At 71.2% G+C, this 14,900-nt stretch carries 16 protein-coding genes and 1 riboswitch; of the genes, 12 read left to right on the top strand and 4 right to left on the bottom strand.

The genetic code is table 11. From position 1 onward, the window contains the following. The first annotated feature begins 39 nt into the window (after window positions 1–39). The 4 genes from P3H78_RS24010 (at window position 40) to P3H78_RS23995 (ending at window position 4,086) form a co-directional block, all read left to right on the top strand. Complete coding sequence (locus P3H78_RS24010; RefSeq protein ID WP_276111211.1) at window positions 40–492, top strand: Imm26 family immunity protein; 453 nt, start codon at window positions 40–42, stop codon at window positions 490–492. Between the two features lie 249 nt (window positions 493–741). Next, on the top strand, window positions 742–1,263 hold the full coding sequence (locus P3H78_RS24005) for a DUF4304 domain-containing protein (RefSeq protein ID WP_276111209.1): 522 nt from the start codon (window positions 742–744) through the stop codon (window positions 1,261–1,263). A 61-nt stretch (window positions 1,264–1,324) separates the two neighbouring features. Next, complete coding sequence (locus P3H78_RS24000; protein WP_276111207.1) at window positions 1,325–2,911, top strand: M48 family metalloprotease; 1,587 nt, start codon at window positions 1,325–1,327, stop codon at window positions 2,909–2,911. A 44-nt stretch (window positions 2,912–2,955) separates the two neighbouring features. Continuing rightward, window positions 2,956–4,086 carry a hypothetical protein gene (locus tag P3H78_RS23995; RefSeq protein WP_276111206.1) on the top strand — a complete coding sequence of 377 codons (1,131 nt, stop codon included), beginning with the start codon at window positions 2,956–2,958 and terminating at the stop codon, window positions 4,084–4,086. Here the strand turns inward: P3H78_RS23995 and P3H78_RS23990 are convergent. Beyond that, entirely contained in the window at window positions 4,065–4,265 is a 201-nt protein-coding gene (locus P3H78_RS23990; protein ID WP_276111264.1) for a DUF397 domain-containing protein, read from the bottom strand. The genes P3H78_RS23995 and P3H78_RS23990 overlap by 22 nt on opposite strands. Window positions 4,266–4,273: 8 nt before the next feature. Further along, window positions 4,274–5,125, bottom strand: a complete 852-nt coding sequence (locus P3H78_RS23985) for a helix-turn-helix domain-containing protein (RefSeq protein ID WP_276111205.1) — start codon at window positions 5,123–5,125, stop codon at window positions 4,274–4,276. A gap of 235 nt (window positions 5,126–5,360) precedes the next feature. Between P3H78_RS23985 and P3H78_RS23980 the strand changes: the two genes are divergently transcribed. After that, the gene (locus P3H78_RS23980; RefSeq protein WP_276111204.1) at window positions 5,361–5,780 is read left to right on the top strand and encodes an ATP-binding protein; all 420 of its coding nucleotides are present in this window, start codon (window positions 5,361–5,363) and stop codon (window positions 5,778–5,780) included. Between the two features lie 19 nt (window positions 5,781–5,799). On the opposite strand, the gene P3H78_RS23975 is transcribed toward P3H78_RS23980, so the two are convergent. Together P3H78_RS23975 and P3H78_RS23970 are read right to left on the bottom strand one after the other, a co-directional pair. Continuing rightward, window positions 5,800–6,177, bottom strand: coding sequence for a hypothetical protein (locus P3H78_RS23975; RefSeq protein ID WP_276111203.1), 378 nt, complete (start codon window positions 6,175–6,177; stop codon window positions 5,800–5,802). Between the two features lie 79 nt (window positions 6,178–6,256). Beyond that, on the bottom strand, window positions 6,257–6,964 hold the full coding sequence (locus tag P3H78_RS23970) for a hypothetical protein (RefSeq protein ID WP_276111202.1): 708 nt from the start codon (window positions 6,962–6,964) through the stop codon (window positions 6,257–6,259). Window positions 6,965–7,486: 522 nt separating this feature from the next. Here P3H78_RS23970 and P3H78_RS23965 point away from each other — a divergent pair. The 7 genes from P3H78_RS23965 (at window position 7,487) to P3H78_RS23935 (ending at window position 14,667) form a co-directional block, all read left to right on the top strand. Then, the gene (locus P3H78_RS23965; protein ID WP_276111201.1) at window positions 7,487–8,314 is read left to right on the top strand and encodes a glycoside hydrolase domain-containing protein; all 828 of its coding nucleotides are present in this window, start codon (window positions 7,487–7,489) and stop codon (window positions 8,312–8,314) included. Between the two features lie 75 nt (window positions 8,315–8,389). Continuing rightward, window positions 8,390–8,989 (top strand): hypothetical protein, encoded by a 600-nt coding sequence (locus tag P3H78_RS23960; protein ID WP_276111200.1) that lies wholly within the window; start codon window positions 8,390–8,392, stop codon window positions 8,987–8,989. Window positions 8,990–9,159: 170 nt separating this feature from the next. Continuing rightward, a complete protein-coding gene (locus P3H78_RS23955) occupies window positions 9,160–9,807 on the top strand; it encodes a SurA N-terminal domain-containing protein (RefSeq protein WP_276111199.1) in 648 nt (215 codons plus the stop codon). Between the two features lie 263 nt (window positions 9,808–10,070). Beyond that, window positions 10,071–11,093, top strand: coding sequence for a nucleoside triphosphate pyrophosphohydrolase (locus tag P3H78_RS23950; RefSeq protein WP_276111263.1), 1,023 nt, complete (start codon window positions 10,071–10,073; stop codon window positions 11,091–11,093). Then, window positions 11,090–12,361 carry a cytochrome P450 family protein gene (locus P3H78_RS23945; protein ID WP_276111198.1) on the top strand — a complete coding sequence of 424 codons (1,272 nt, stop codon included), beginning with the start codon at window positions 11,090–11,092 and terminating at the stop codon, window positions 12,359–12,361. Before P3H78_RS23950 ends, P3H78_RS23945 begins: the two co-directional genes overlap by 4 nt. Window positions 12,362–12,555: 194 nt before the next feature. Then, a complete protein-coding gene (locus tag P3H78_RS23940; protein ID WP_276111197.1) occupies window positions 12,556–13,638 on the top strand; it encodes a transglycosylase family protein in 1,083 nt (360 codons plus the stop codon). A 182-nt stretch (window positions 13,639–13,820) separates the two neighbouring features. Beyond that, window positions 13,821–13,986: riboswitch (cyclic di-AMP (ydaO/yuaA leader) on the top strand. A gap of 3 nt (window positions 13,987–13,989) precedes the next feature. Then, on the top strand, window positions 13,990–14,667 hold the full coding sequence (locus P3H78_RS23935) for a LysM peptidoglycan-binding domain-containing protein (RefSeq protein WP_276111196.1): 678 nt from the start codon (window positions 13,990–13,992) through the stop codon (window positions 14,665–14,667). Window positions 14,668–14,900 lie beyond the last annotated feature (233 nt).

The following is a 14,900-nucleotide window of genomic DNA, read 5'->3' as shown; positions in this document are numbered from 1 at the left end:
GCATCTGCAGAATACTTGCGAGATGGGAGAAGCCTGGGGATGTCTGTACGATTCACGGCCGGAGGCATCCTCAGGTTGTCGTTGCCCGACGGTCAATTCGCATATGGGGTGATGCTGGGTGTGCGCCCTTATATGGCTTTCTACAGGGATCTGGCTGTGGGGGAGGGGTTGACCAGCTTTGAGCAAGACCCGTTGTTCATCATTGCCGTTCATAACTCTGCCTATTCGAAAGGGCGATGGGGGTCGATCATTTCTCGCGCTCCAAAGGAATCCCTACCGCCGATTCCTGCTTTCTTTCGACAGGACATCCTCAATCGTGCCGACTGCGTGATTGTTGATGCTGACGGAAAGGAAACCGTGGTATCACCTGTGGAATGTGTCGGCTTGGAGCGCAGTGCTGTTTGGTCGGCTGAGCACATTGAGACGCGAATCGAAGATCATTACGCTGAGCGTCCGAACAGGTTCGTCGAGTCGATGAGAGTCAAGCAGTAAGGCTCTACGGGGGCGATCGATCTCCTCGTTGCTCGCGAGCGCTACCAGCCAGTCTTCCAGGTGGCCAAGGTGACACCGGGCGGCACGAGCGTGCCGACCGTCTGTCCGCGGCTGGTCGGCCATCCCGGATCATTTCGTACTGCAAATGTGAAGCCCCGTCAGATGCGTCCTGGCGGGGCTTCTGCAGTCGGGTCGGGGGCCCGGATGCTGCCGTGGACCAGCCCGGAGTCCCTCCACAGGGGGGACGAGGTGCTGGGTGAGCACTGGGTGCCGCTGCTGAGCACGGCGGTGGTGACCTCTATGCAGCCGTGTGGACTCCGGGGGCGTTACGTGACGACTGCGCATGAAGTGCTTACGGCGGCGATTCGTACGGGATTGTCTCCCGAGCTGCGAAAGCTTGGCTTTACGGGCTCCGGGCAGGTGTTCGAGCTGCCGGACTCTCGTGTGTGGCTCCTGCTCGGGATTCAGAAATCGTCGGGGGCGACCGCGGCTCGGTTGCGCTTCACGATCAATGTCGCGGCAGTTTCCAAAGAGAAGTGGCAGGAAGTCCTGGATGCGGGTGCCAAGTTCCCGGGCCGGCCGAGTCCGAATAAGGTGTACGGGAAGTGGGCTTGGTGGAAGAGGGTCGGGGAGCTGATGCCAGGTGGGCAGGATTTCTGGTGGACCGTCACGAATGACACCGAGTCGGATGATCTCGCACGTCGGGTTCTGTCGGCGTGCGTGGACTATGCCGTACCCGCGTTGCAGGAACAGCGACGGCTGAATGAATGACGTGGACGTGAAGAGACATGGTCGGTATGCGTCTGGCCGCTCGGCGCGAGCTCTGCTCTCTTTGGGGCTCCTCGTAGGGCACTACCCCTTGGCGCTGGTGGTCCTCGCCATGCTGGTTGTCGGCGACTGGATTCTCGTCTGCGAGGGGCAGGTCTTCACCTTCAACGGACTGGAGGGGCTGCTTGGATCGGTGGCCATCGCCTGGGCCCTCGTTCGGGGAGTGTTCCTCGTCCGCCGTGCGGACAAGTGCGAAGAGCAGCCGTACGGTCTGTCCGTGACGCCGCGGGCGCAGCCCGGACTATGGGAGCGGGTGCGACAGGTCGCCGAGGCGGTGGGAACCCGCCCGCCGACCGAGCTGGTGCTCACGGCCGAGGCCGCTGCCGGGGTTCGGCAGGACCGTCGTTGGGGCGTGATCCCGGGTGAGCGACGCCTCTACCTCGGGGTGCCGCTGTTGCTCGGGCTGTCCCGGGACCAGCTGGACGCCGTCCTCGCCCATGAACTCGGGCACTACGCCAACGGCGATGTCCGGTGGGCGGCAACGGTGTGGACTACTCGCCACCGTCTCCTGCGGACGGTGCTCGCGCTGCGCGAGCGAGCCGAGCCGGCCGCAGACGAGAAGGGGGCGCGGCAGTCGCCGCCCGGCCCCGACCACCACCTGGCGAAGCTGTTCACCGTCTACGCCCGGTTCTGCCTGCGTGCCACGCAGTCGGTGAGCCGTCGGCAGGAGTTCGCCGCCGATCTGGTGGCCGCCCGGGTCGCGGGGCGGGACAACGCCGTCGCGGCACTGCGCCGTATCCCGGTCCTGGAGGCCGCACACGACGTCTACTGGACGGACTACGCCCTGATGGGAAGCGCGGTGGGACTGTTCCCGCCCGCCGGCCTGCTGCACGGAGGTTTCAGCCTCTTCCTCGCGGACGGCACCCGCGCGTGCGAGTTGGCGGAGGCGGAGCGGTTCCCGCCCCCGGACGCGGCATCGGCGTACGACTCGCACCCACCCGCCGCCGACCGGATCGCCGCACTGGAAGCCCTCGCCGACGACGGGCGCCGGCCCGACGCCGAGCCGCTCCCCGCGGCAGCCCTGCTGTGCGCACCGGATCACCTTTGCGCGGAGTTGGAAATGCAATCGAGGCCGGGCCCGGGCGCTCAGTCTCGGCGTGTGGCCTGGCCGGATCTGCCGAAGCACCTGCGCCTGGCCGAGCACATGCGCGCCGCTCAGCCGCTGCGCGACGCCCTCGCCGCCGGCGCCGCCCCGTCTGGTGCCGATCCCGCAGCCCGCGCCGGCGTGGAGGCGCTGCTGGACCTGGTCGACCGCGGAACGTGGTTCGAGGTCGCCGCACGGTTGCCTCGGTCCGACGTGGCCGCCCGCAGCACCGGACGCGCGTCCCGCGAATTCGCCCGTACAGCCTTCCGGCACGCCCTGCATCACCTGTCACTTCTCGCCCTGGTGGAGGCCGGTCACCTGACCTGGGAGTTGTCGTGGGCCGGCCCGCCGGTACGGACGATCGCGCCCGACGGTCTCTTCGGCGCGGTGGAGTCGGCGCTGAACGCCGTCGTGGCCGACCCCTGTGACACCGAGCCCCTGCGGACCTTGATCGCAGCGGGCCCCGGCGCCGAAGCGCTGCACTCCTCCCGGCCGTTCGCACCCTGAACCCAGCGACGGCCCCCTTCCACCCCTACCTCTGGACGCCCTCCGTGAACCCATTCGTCGCCATAGCCGGCACCGGCCTGCTCGGCTACGCCGCCATCTCCATTCCTCTCAACGCCCGCAAGGCGCGCGCCAAGCGTGCCGCGGCCGCGGCGAAGAAACCGATCGTCATCGACCCCGCCAAGTACGGGCTCGTACCGGGCGACCGGCTCGACGCCCGCTTCGCGGGTCCGGACCCGGAGGGCGACGCCGTCGCGGCCGCGGCGGTCGCCGGTGACTGGCGTCGGGCGGCCGCCTATCTCGCGGAGGCGGGCCGGGACTGGGACCTGAGGTGGTACCGGCTCGGCATCCTCGCCCACGCGGCCGTGCAGGACGACGCATGGCTCAAGGCGTGGCGCACGGAGTACCCCCACGACCCGGCCGCCGCCCTGGTCCACGCCGACGCCCTCGTCGTGCTCGCGGGCGAGGTGAGGGGAGCGAAGCGTGCGAAGTACACCACGGCGGAGCAGTTCGAGGGCTTCCGCCGACTGCTGGCCGAGGCGCTGCCCGCCTGCCAGGAGGCTGCGCGGATGGCACCCGAGGACCCCAGCCCCTGGATCGCGCAGCTCACCATCGCCCAGGGACTGGGATGGTCGCACGGGGACTTCCGTGCGCTGTGGGCCGAGGTCGTGGCCCGTGACCCGTACCATTTCGGCGCTCACACCCGCGCGCTGCAGTACTGGTGTGCCAAGTGGCGGGGTTCCGACGAGTTGATGTTCGCCTTCGCCGAGGAGGCTGCTGCCTCGGCCCCTCCGGCAAGTCTGCTGCGAGTGCTGCGTCTCTACGCGGCCTTCGAGCACCGCATCCGGGAGAACGACGCCGCGGTCTACCAGCAGCCTTTCATGGGACCGGCCATCGATGCCGTGCTCGACGCGGTCACCCAGGTGCCGCCCGGTCACCACCGGCTTCCCTTCGTGCGGCATCTCCTGGCTGACGCGCTGTTCCGTACGAAGCGCCATGCGGAGGCCGTCGAGCAGTTCCACGCGGTCGGCGGCTACATCGGCAGTCCCCCGTGGAGCTACGCCGCGAACCCTGCGGACGCCTTCATCCACGCCCGCACCAACTCCTTCGTGGAGTGGGAGAGGGCCGGTCGCCCGGCGCCGCCCGCGCGAGCCGGTCAGCCGCGGAACCCGGTGTAGCCCTTCAGGGCGTCGACGAAGGCGCTGAACGCTCCGGCCGGGAAGACGAGGACGGCCCCGGCCGGGGCCTTCGAGTCGCGCACGGCTATGTGGGTGCGGGTGTCGGCCATCTCTACGCAGTTGTTGCCGTCGCCGCCCCCGGAGTAGGAGGACTTCCGCCATTTGTCGGGGGTGATCACGATGCGCCTCACAGCTCCTTGGCCAGTCTGTGGATGAAGTCACGCGAACGAGCAGGGTCGAGCGAAACAGCTTCCACCCTACGGAAAAGCGTTCGAAAGAGGCCGAGTTGGGCCTCGGAATCAATGAAGCCGGTGCCGTGAGGTGCGTCGCGAACAGCTGTGTCCAGTTTGGGCACGGCGCCGCCGGCCAGCATCATCGGACTCCAGGCTGCACCGAAACCATCCATGTCGAGGGGGATGGCACGCACGGTGATGTGATCTGCCTCCGAGAGTTCCAGGACGCGGAGCAACTGTGCTCTTGCTGTCGCTCGGCCGCTGACTCTGATGCGTAGGGCTGCCTCATGCACCACGGCTTCGTAGGGGACGGGATCCGGGCCCACGAAGATCGCCTTGCGCTGCATACGATGACGGACACGTAGTTCGAGCTCCTCGTCGGGGAGCTCGGGGACTCTGGAGGAGAAGGCGGCGCGGGCGTACTCGGGTGTCTGGAGCAGTCCGGGAACGAAGAGGAGCTCAACGTCGTGCCGGTATGTGGAGTGGTGTTCCAGTTCGGCGAGGTCCAGGAATGGTGTGGGTAGCTGTCCGCGGTACTCCTCCCACCACCCTTCCGGCCGATCTCTGACCATCCCGGCCAAGGCGTCGATGAACTGCTGATCTGTGCACGCATAGTTGGAGGCCATGCGTCGCAGGCGCTGCTCGCTCACTCCTGAGGCGCCGGACTCGATCTGGCTGATCTGGACGGAGTTCACGCCGAGCAAGGCCGCGGCTTCCCGTGAGCTGATGCCTGCGGCCTCGCGGAGTCTGCGCAGTTCCAGGGCCAGCCGCGTCTGCCGCGCTGTGGGTTCACGCTTGGTCCCCATTGACCGCTCCTTGCTGAACATGCCTGCCCAGGCGACCCGTTCGGGGGTCAGGCTACGGGATCGCTTGCAGACTCTTAATTCTAAGGTCTACCGTCGGTGACGCGACGCACACGCTGCGGAACCCCGGGACTCCGGAAGCGCACCGCTCCGTCCTGCCATGACGGACGCGACAGGCCACCACCCGCATCCGTGACGACACAGCCACAAGCCCACTGCATTCAGACGGAGTTGACCCATGCCCGAGACCGGTCCCCCCACCGACCCGTGGGAGTACTGCCTCTACATCCCCCACGACCCCCGCGCCGTCACTGTCAGCCGCCGCACACTCCGGCTGATCCTGACCATGCACGGGCTGATCCGTCTCGTCGACGTGGCCGAACTGCTCGCCGCCGAGCTGGTCTCCAACGCCGTACGGCACACCAAGGGGCCCGCCGCCCTGCGGGTGCGCTGGGCGGCGGGCGTGTTACGGATCGGGGCGTGGGACGCGGACCCCGCTCCGCCGGAACCGCCGGTGTCGTTGGAGCAGGTCACCGACCTGGAGGAGGGGCGGGGGCTCGGACTCGTCCGGGCCTGCGCCGATCTGTGGGGCTGGCAGCCGCTGGCGAGGGAGGGCAACCGGGGCAAGGTCGTCTGGTGCGAACTGGCCGCCGCCTGAACCGGCCTGGGCGGTCCGGCTACCGCCCGTACGGGTACCCGTACGCCTGCCCCTGCGCGGGCACCTGGGGTGCCCCGTAGAGCGGCTGCGGCTGCGGTGCCGAGCGCCCGTCGAAGACGGCGAACAGGAGCATCGCCGCCGCGATGAGCAGGCACAGCAGGGCGACGCCGCCCAGGACCGGGTCACCGTCCCCGTGGGAGGTGGCCGAGGCCCAGGGGAGCGTCGCGCACTCGTAGAAGACGAAGACGGCGAACGCCCCCCAGTCCGAGCGGCGGCCGCGGCGGATCGCCACGTACAGGAACGGGACCCAGACCAGCAGGCCCAGCGATCCCCAGGCCAGGACCGACCAGGCGATCCGCTGGAGCCAGCCGGCCTCCAGGCGCTTCTCCATCTTCATCCCCCCAAGGCGGTGCAAGGGGGTAAAGACTAGGCCACCCGAGGCCCGCGCAGGCCGGTCCCGGGCGGCCTGGGACGCGCTACTTCTTGGCGGACGCGTTCAGGGAGGCGACGATGCGCTGGGTCAGCTTCTTCGCGGTCGCCGCGCCGTTGTCGTGGCCGTCCGTCGACATCACACTGACGACGTTCGTGCCGACGCGGGCGGCGATCAGCGTGCTGCCGTTCTGCCACGCGGAGTCGGTGAGCGTGACGGTCCAGGCGTCGTCGCCCAGGCCGGGCGTGGACACGGCGGCGACCTTCACCTTGGAGTGGGTCTGGGAGTCGGTGAAGCCCGAGCAGGCCTTGGCCGTCGTCGCCACGTCCTTCAGGACCTGCGCCGCCGTCGTGCCGCGGTAGGCGTCGATCTCCTGGCCGATGTCCTCGGAGGTGTTCTTGCTGACGTAGTCGTTCTGCGCGAAGGACACCCCGGTGACGCCGGTGACCGCGATCCAGGCGGTGCCGCCCAGCTTGGTGCAGTCGGGCTTGGCCGCGGGCGCCGTCGACGGGGGCGTGTACGTGTCGCCGGAGTCCCTCTCCCCGTTCGGGTCGACCGCGAAGCCGGAGGCGAAGAAGGACGCCGGGGCCAGCGCCTTCTTCAGCTGGGTCCCGGTGGACAGACCGGCGTTGGGGTCCTTGGCCGGGGCCGCCGACGCCTTGGCCGACGTGGCGTCCTGGGAGCCGCAGCCCGCCAGGACCAGGGGGAGGGCGGCCACGGCGAGGGCGCGGGCGGCGCGGGACGGGAGGTTCATCTGAGTCCTTCTGGTGGGGCGGACGAGTCCGTGGGGCGGCTCGTCCGGACCGTGTGAACGGCCGCATGGGCCGGGAGAACTGCCGGAAGGAGCCGGGGAGTCCGGCCGGGCAGTCGAGGGGGCGGCCAACGGACCATACGGCCTGCGGAAGTTGCACAGTACATGCACAGGTATGAAGTTCACCAACAACTGTTCAAAAAAAGGAAGTCGGGTCGACGGGCCCACGTTTGGCCGCCGTGCCATGGAAGTCTTTGCCGTTGCTTGAGTGAAACATGTGACGGTCGATAGCTTCTGTTTCCCGTTCGCGGACGCACGGTCGGATACTTTGCGAGCCGCTTACTCTGCGATCGCTCAGGCGCGCCGGGGAGGGGTCCGGCAGACGGGCCCATGCGCGCCGGGAGCCGCTTCAGGGGGCCGAACAGAGATTTCCAGCGGACGCGTGACGAAGGACCGTCGTCGTGCGCCGCTCCGTATGCGTGCGCGCCCACGAGCGCGCGCACGTACAGAACACAAGGGGTGGGGATGGCCGAGCACCGGCAGTCCAAGAAGCGCAGGTACGTCACGTGGGCGGTGGCCGGGGCCGCCGTCGTCGCGGGCGGCGGGATCGCGGCGCAGACCTCCATGGCCGCCACCGTCTGGCCGGCCCAGAAGACCTTCACCGGCCACGCCTTCGACACCTGCACCGCGCCCTCGCTGAGCGCCATGAAGGCCTGGCACACCGGTTTCTACGGCGCGGCCGCCGTCTACGTCGGCGGCAAGAACCGGGGCTGCAACCAGCCCAACCTCACCGCCTCCTGGGTGAAGTCGGTCAGCTCCGTCGGCTACAAGCTCATCCCGATCTACGTCGGCGCCCAGCCGCCGTGCCAGACCAGCTCCAACCCGGAGAAGCTCACCGCCTCCACCGCCTCCTCCCTCGGCACCGCCGACGCCGACGACGCGGTGGCCAAGTCCGCTGCGCTCGGCATGAAGGCCGGCAGCGCGGTCTACCTCGACATGGAGCCGTACGACATCACCAACACGTCGTGCAACGACGCCGTGCTGACGTACGTCCGCGCCTTCGACAAGGAACTGCACGCGAAGACGTACCGCGCCGGCTTCTACGGCTTCAGCAGCTCCAGCGCCAAGGCCATCGCCACCGCGAGCAACAAGACCGACCTGCCGGGCAACCTCTGGTACGCCCTCTGGGACAAGACGTACACGACCACCACCGACTGGCCCTGGGGTTCCACCCAGTTCACCAACCACAGCCGCGGCCACCAATACCTCGTCAACAGCAAGGAGACGCGGAACGGCTACACCCTCACCGTCGACCGCGACGCCTGGGACGGCCCGGTGGCGATTACCGGCTGAGACGGCGGCCGAGGCAGGAACAGGCAGGCACAGAAACAGGATCGGTCGGTTCTCGTGACCAAACAGGTCAGACAGGTGACGCAGGCACGCGCCTCCGGTGGCGCGCAGGGGCCGGGAGGCGGCCGCCTCGCCGTGCTGGGGCGGGCCGCCGTCACTTGGCTGCGGTCGCTGCGCGGCCGCACCGTCGCACTCGCGGCGGGTGCGACGGCCGTCGTCGCCGCACTCGTCGTGGCCGGGGTGCTGTTCCTCGGGCACGACGACCGGCCGCCGATCCCGGACACCCGCGCCCGGCACTACACCGAGACGGACGCCTGCCTGCTCACCGGCAAGGACGGCATCACCGGGAGCGGCGCCGCCGTCTGGCAGGGCATGCAGGACGCCTCGCTGGCGACCCACGCCCGGGTCAGCTGGACCCAGGTGAGCGGGGAGCAGAGCGTCGGCAACGCCCGACCGTTCCTCAACGGGATGCTGCAGCGCTCCTGCGACGTCGTCCTGGCCGTCGGCCGCCCCGAGACCGCGGCGGCCTCCGAGGCGGCGCCCCGGCAGAAGAAGGTCGCTTTCGTGCTGGTGGGCGGCGGCCGTGCCGGTGCGAACACGAGCACGGTCGCCGCCGGCGACGGGGTGCGCGCCGGTGTGGCAGCGGCCGTCGAGCGGGCGGTGCGCGAGCGCGCCTGAGCCGCCGGGCGGGCGGACCGGGTGCACGACGGGGCGAAGGCGCGCCGGACGGCGTACCGGAACACCCGGGGAATCGTTGGTCCAATGGGTTGGCCGGAGCCCGGCCGCTGCCTACCATCGATCACCGCAAGACCTTGTGCACCGTCGCACAATCTCCTCGGGAGGTTCCCTTGCACCGCCGCCGTCGCACCGCGCTCGCCCTGTCCGCCGTGATCGCCGCGGCGGCTCCTCTGCTCACCGCCTGCGGAAACGACGCGCATCCGGGCGCGGCGGCCGTCGTCGGCGGGCAGCGCATCACTTTCGCGCAGCTCCAGAGCAGGGTCGACGAGGTGCGCCGGGCCCAGCGGGCCTCGGTCCCCGACGCGGCGAGCTACGAGCAGGCGGTCGCCCGGACCGGCACCCTCACCCGGGACACCCTGCACCAGCTGGTCCTCGACCGGGTACTGGACCGGGCCGCGCAGGACGCGGGCATCTCCGTCAGCCGGCTGGAGGTCCAGCGGATGCGCGCCGGACTGGAGCAGCAGGCGGGCGGCGCCAAGGGGCTCAAGAGCGCCTGGCTCCAGCAGTACGGGGTGCCGCCGCAGCGCCTGGACGACAACCTGCGCCTCCAGCTGGAGGCGCAGAAGCTCGCCTCGTCGCTGCACACCGACCCCAGCAGGCCGGAGTTCTGGAAGGCCCTGTCCAAGGCCTCAGGCGAACTGCGCATCGACCTCAACCCGCGCTACGGCAGCTGGGACGTCCAGCGCAGCGGCCGGGTGGACGCCCGCACCCCGTGGATCCGCGAGGTCACCTCGCCCCCGCGCCGGCAGCCGGCCTGACCCCGGTCTCCCGGACGGCAGCCCGGGGCACCCGCGACACCGGCGGGCTCCGGTCTCCCGGGCCGCAGCCCGAGGCCCCCGGGCGGCCGCTCCCCGGGCGGCCGTGCCCCCGCGCCCTGCCCCCGGGCGGTCCGGGCCCTCGGGCGGCCGCCGCCAGGTGCCCGCCGCTCCCTCGGGCCGCCTCCGGCCGGAGGCCGGTCCCCGGCCCCGCCTCCGCCCGTGGCGCCCGCTCCCCGGTGCGTTACGTTCGGAGCGTGAACAGCATCAGCGCCGCCGCCCCGCAGGCAGACGGCCCCGCACCCGGTCGCATCGTCCTGCTCACCACCAGCCACCGGGTCGCCCCCGGCCTGCTGTCCTGGCCGGCGTGGCAGGCGCTGCACACGGCCGACCGCGTGCTGTGCGCCGACGGCGCGCACCCGCAGCTGCCGTACCTGCGGGAGGCCGGCGTCGCCGTGGACGAGGCCGCGCCCGCCGCCGAGGAGCTGGTGGACGCCTGCGCCGGCGGCCTCACCGTCGTGGTGGTGGCGACCGGCGAGGGCGAACCGGCCCTGACCGACGGCCTCGCCCGGCTGGCCGGCTCCGGCCGCCACCGCATGCCGGACCTGGAGCTGCTGCCCGCCTCCTACGACCTGCCGGGCGCCCGTCTGCTCGACCTGGTGCAGGTCATGGACCGCATCCGCACCGAGTGCCCCTGGTCGTCCCGGCAGACCCACGAGGGCCTGGCGAAGTACGGCATCGAGGAGGCGTACGAGCTGGTCGAGGCGATCGAGGACGGCGACCGGGAGGAGCTGCGCGAGGAGCTGGGGGACGTGCTGCTCCAGGTGGTCTTCCACGCCCGGATCGCCGAGGAGGACCCCGAGGAGCCCTTCTCCGTCGACGACGTCGCCGGCGGCATCGTCGCCAAGCTGATCCACCGCCACCCGCACGTCTTCGGCGACGAGACGGCCGCGACCCCCGAGGACGTCAAGGCGCACTGGCTGCGCACCAAGGCCGAGGAGAAGCGGCGCACCTCCGTCACCGAGGGCGTCCCGCTGGGCCAGCCCGGCCTCGCGCTCGCCGCGAAGCTCGCCTCCCGGGTGCGCACGGCGGGCCTGGACGTGCCCCTGCCGGCCGCGCCGGGCGTCGGGTACGAGCTGCTGGCACTGGCGGCCCGCGCCGAGGCCGGGGGCGTCGACCCGGAGGCCGCGCTGCGGGCGGCGGCGCGGGCCTACCGCGACGCGATCCTGGAGACCGAGCGGCGCACCCGTCCGGCGGCCGGGCAGCGGCCCGATACCGTCGAGGGGTGACCGACCAGCCCGCGCCCGCCAGCCCCGCCCCGGACCTCTTCACCTGGGAGTTCGCCGCCGACCCGTACCCGGCGTACGCCTGGCTGCGCGAGCACGCCCCCGTGCACCGCACCCGGCTGCCGAGCGGGGTGGAGGCCTGGCTGGTCACCCGGTACGCCGACGCCCGGCAGGCCCTGGCCGACCAGCGGCTGAGCAAGAACCCGGCGCACCACGACGAGCCCGCGCACGCCAAGGGGAAGACCGGCATCCCCGGCGAGCGCAAGGCCGAGCTGATGACCCACCTGCTCAACATCGACCCGCCGGACCACACCCGGCTGCGGCGGCTGGTCAGCAAGGCGTTCACCCCCCGCCGGGTCGCCGAGTTCGCGCCGCGCGTGCAGGAGCTGGCCGACGGCCTCATCGACCGGTTCGCGCAGCGCGGCACCGCCGACCTCATCCACGAGTTCGCCTTCCCGCTCCCGATCCACGCCGTCTGCGACCTGCTCGGCGTTCCGCGCGAGGACCAGGACGACTTCCGGGACTGGGCGGGCATGATGATCCGGCACGGCGGAGGGCCCCGGGGCGGGGTCGCGCGGTCGGTGAAGAAGATGCGCGGCTACCTGGCCGACCTCATCCACCGCAAGCGCGCGGCGCTCCCGGACGAGCCCGGTCCGGGCGAGGACCTCATCTCCGGCCTGATCCGCGCCTCCGACCACGGCGAGCACCTCACCGAGAACGAGGCGGCCGCGATGGCCTTCATCCTCCTCTTCGCGGGCTTCGAGACGACCGTCAACCTCATCGGCAACGGCACCTACGCGCTGCTGACCCATCCCGGGCAGCGGGAGCGGCTGCAGGCGTCGCTGGCGGCCGGCGAGCGCGGGCTGCTGGAGACCGGCGTCGAGGAACTGCTGCGCTACGACGGCCCGGTGGAGCTGGCCACCTGGCGGTTCGCCACCGAGCCGCTCACCCTCGCGGGCCGGGACATCGCGCCGGGGGACCCGGTCCTGGTCGTCCTCGCCGCCGCCGACCGGGACCCGGAGCGGTTCGCCGAACCCGATCTGCTCGACCTCGGCCGGCGCGACAACCAGCACCTCGGCTACGGCCACGGCATCCACTACTGCCTGGGCGCGCCGCTGGCCCGGCTGGAGGGGCAGACCGCGCTCGCCACCCTCCTCGGCCGGCTGCCCGACCTGCGCCTGGACGCCGACCCGGCGGACCTGCGGTGGCGGGGCGGCCTCATCATGCGCGGCCTGCGCACCCTTCCGGTGCAGTTCACACCGGAGGGCTGAGAGCGGCGTCCGTACCGCCCGGGCGGTACGGACGGTGCCCGTAAACGTGACGCGCCTTCAACTATGTGATCTTCACGTGATCTGCGCGGCATGAACTTGTGACAAGTGATCGTCACCCGATACGTTCACGCATCGGCGTGGCGCCCGGTTCCATCCGCCGCGCCGGTCACTGCTGTCGCACGAAAGGCTTCCGCATGCTTCCCGGGAACGGTCGTCACCGTCGCCCCCGCCAGGCTCCGGCCCTCCTCGTCGCGGCCGGAGTGACCGGATCCGTCATCGCCATCCCGCTGTTCGCCGCCTCCGGTGCGAGCGCCGCCGAGGGCACCACGTGGGACAAGGTCGCGGAGTGCGAGAGCGGCGGCTCCTGGAGCGCCGACAACGGCAACGGCTTCTACGGCGGCCTCCAGCTGAGCCAGGACGACTGGGAGAGGTACGGCGGCCTCTCCTTCGCCGAGAGCCCGGACCAGGCCAGCCGGTCCCAGCAGATCGCCGTGGGCGAGCGGATCCTGGCCGACCAGGGCCCGGGCGCCTGGCCGACCTGCGGTCTGCTGTCCGGTCTCACCAAGAGCTCCGGCGCGGCCGCGGTCGACACGGGGGTGGGTGACGGTTCGTCGGACACGCCCGGAAACTCCGGATCGTCCGGTTCCTCCGGCTCTGCGGGCGGGTCGGACACCGGCCTCTCCGATGGTCTGTCCGGTATATTCCACTCGCCCGGTTCCTCCGACTCCTCGGCGGCGGAGTCCGGTTCACCGGCCGCCACGGACGGGGCGTCCGTCCATCCCGGGGCTTCGTCCGGTTCGCCCTCTTCGTCCCGCGGTGCGAGCGCCCCCACCGGATCCGGAACGGCCTCGCCGTCGAGCGGCGGCCGCCACTCCGCCGACCCGTCCCCGGCCGCTTCCGCGGGGGACGAACAGGACAACTCCGCCCTTGTCGGAGGCTCTTCGGCGCTCGTCGACACCGGTGCGATCGGCGGCGGCCGGCACCGCGGCGGCAGTGCCGACGAGAACGACGGGACCGACGGGGCCGGGGGCGCGGGCCGCGGCTCCGACGCCCCGGGCCGTCACGCCTCGCGCGGCGACGCCGACGCGCGTACCGCGCCCGCCGGCGCCTACACCGTCCGTACCGGCGACTCCCTCGCGTCCATCGCCGACTCCCTTGGCGTCGACGGCGGATGGCGCGCGCTCTACGCCGCGAACGAGAAGGCGGTCGGCGCCGACCCCGACCACATCTCCGCCGGTCAGACCCTGGATGTCCCGTCCGAAAAGGCCCCGAAGTAGCGGAAGTTGACGTCACGCTTCGTACCTAATGTCCCATTGGGTGAAAGTGTGGGATGAGTCTCAGACGCCCTGATCGTCTTTGAATTTCCGCGGATCGCATGTCTACGGTCATGACCGCTCGTCACCGCGAGCCCCGGCTGTCGCAACGCCGAATCCTGCCAGCGGCAGCCCGGGAACAGTCGACGCGTCACGCGCCGCAGGCAGGAGCGGGGGACCCAAGGTAAGTGCCGCGCCGGGCAGTCGACCCGAGCGGCTAGGGGTGGAGCCGTGCCTCGTGAGGGGCGCGGCCGGGCAACTCATCCGGCCCGAACCCGACAGCTCACCTCGCAGGCGTCGGTGAGGGGATCCACCATGCGCTTTTCCAGCAAGGGCAAGCACCGCGGTCCGTCCAAGGCCACCCGTGCCATCGCGCTCGCCGGTGTGGCCGGTGCCGCCGTCGCCGCCCCGCTGATGGCCGCGGGCAGCGCCTCCGCCGCCACCACCTCCGAGTGGGACGCCGTCGCCCAGTGCGAGTCCGGCGGCAACTGGTCCATCAACACGGGCAACGGCTTCTACGGCGGCCTGCAGTTCACCAACTCCACCTGGGCCGCGTACGGCGGCACCAGCTACGCCTCGCGCGCCGACCTGGCGAGCAAGGCCCAGCAGATAGCCGTCGGCGAGAAGGTCCTCGCGGGCCAGGGCAAGGGTGCCTGGCCGGTCTGCGGCAAGGGCCTGTCCGGCGCCTCGCCGTCCACCGGCGGCTCGGCCTCCTCCTCGTCCGGCTCCGGCAGCACGGACCGTTCGAGCGGGCAGCAGGCCGCCAACCGCTCCGCCGAGCGCCCGGCCGCGAAGAAGACCGTCACCACCCCGACCGGCAAGAAGGTCAAGAAGGGCGACGGCGAGTACAAGGTCGTCACCGGTGACACCCTCGGCACCATCGCCCAGAAGCACCACGTCCAGGGCGGCTGGAAGAAGCTCTTCGAGCTGAACAAGGACATCGTGGACGACGCGAACCTGATCTACCCGGGCCAGCAGCTGCACCTCAAGTGACGGTCCGCTAGCCCGGTCCCCGGCCCGATCCCCCCACCGCGGCCCCCTCCGGGGCCGTGCGGGCCGCCCGTCCCCACGGGCCCCCCGCCCCGGCGCGTGTTCCCCCGTACGCGCCGGGGCGGGGCTTTTTCCACCGTCCCGTGGCCGCACGCCCCCCGCGCGGCCACGGGATTTTCCTGTTCTCTTTGTTCCGCGCAGGAACAATGTGTACGGTCACCCTGTCCGCGGGGCGG

The organism is Streptomyces tropicalis, from assembly GCF_029269835.1.
Taxonomy (GTDB): domain Bacteria; phylum Actinomycetota; class Actinomycetes; order Streptomycetales; family Streptomycetaceae; genus Streptomyces; species Streptomyces tropicalis.
Note: the sequence above shows the minus strand (reverse complement) of the source record. Positions and strands in the feature narration are given on the sequence as shown.

Coding starts and splice junctions, on each gene's coding strand:
- P3H78_RS23985 (WP_276111205.1), bottom strand. CDS start 5,125: ATGGGGACCAAGCGTGAACCCACAGCGCGGCAGACGCGGCTGGCCCTG.
- P3H78_RS23975 (WP_276111203.1), bottom strand. CDS start 6,177: ATGAAGATGGAGAAGCGCCTGGAGGCCGGCTGGCTCCAGCGGATCGCC.
- P3H78_RS23980 (WP_276111204.1), top strand. CDS start 5,361: ATGCCCGAGACCGGTCCCCCCACCGACCCGTGGGAGTACTGCCTCTAC.
- P3H78_RS23970 (WP_276111202.1), bottom strand. CDS start 6,964: ATGAACCTCCCGTCCCGCGCCGCCCGCGCCCTCGCCGTGGCCGCCCTC.
- P3H78_RS23965 (WP_276111201.1), top strand. CDS start 7,487: ATGGCCGAGCACCGGCAGTCCAAGAAGCGCAGGTACGTCACGTGGGCG.
- P3H78_RS24010 (WP_276111211.1), top strand. CDS start 40: ATGTCTGTACGATTCACGGCCGGAGGCATCCTCAGGTTGTCGTTGCCC.
- P3H78_RS23940 (WP_276111197.1), top strand. CDS start 12,556: ATGCTTCCCGGGAACGGTCGTCACCGTCGCCCCCGCCAGGCTCCGGCC.
- P3H78_RS23935 (WP_276111196.1), top strand. CDS start 13,990: ATGCGCTTTTCCAGCAAGGGCAAGCACCGCGGTCCGTCCAAGGCCACC.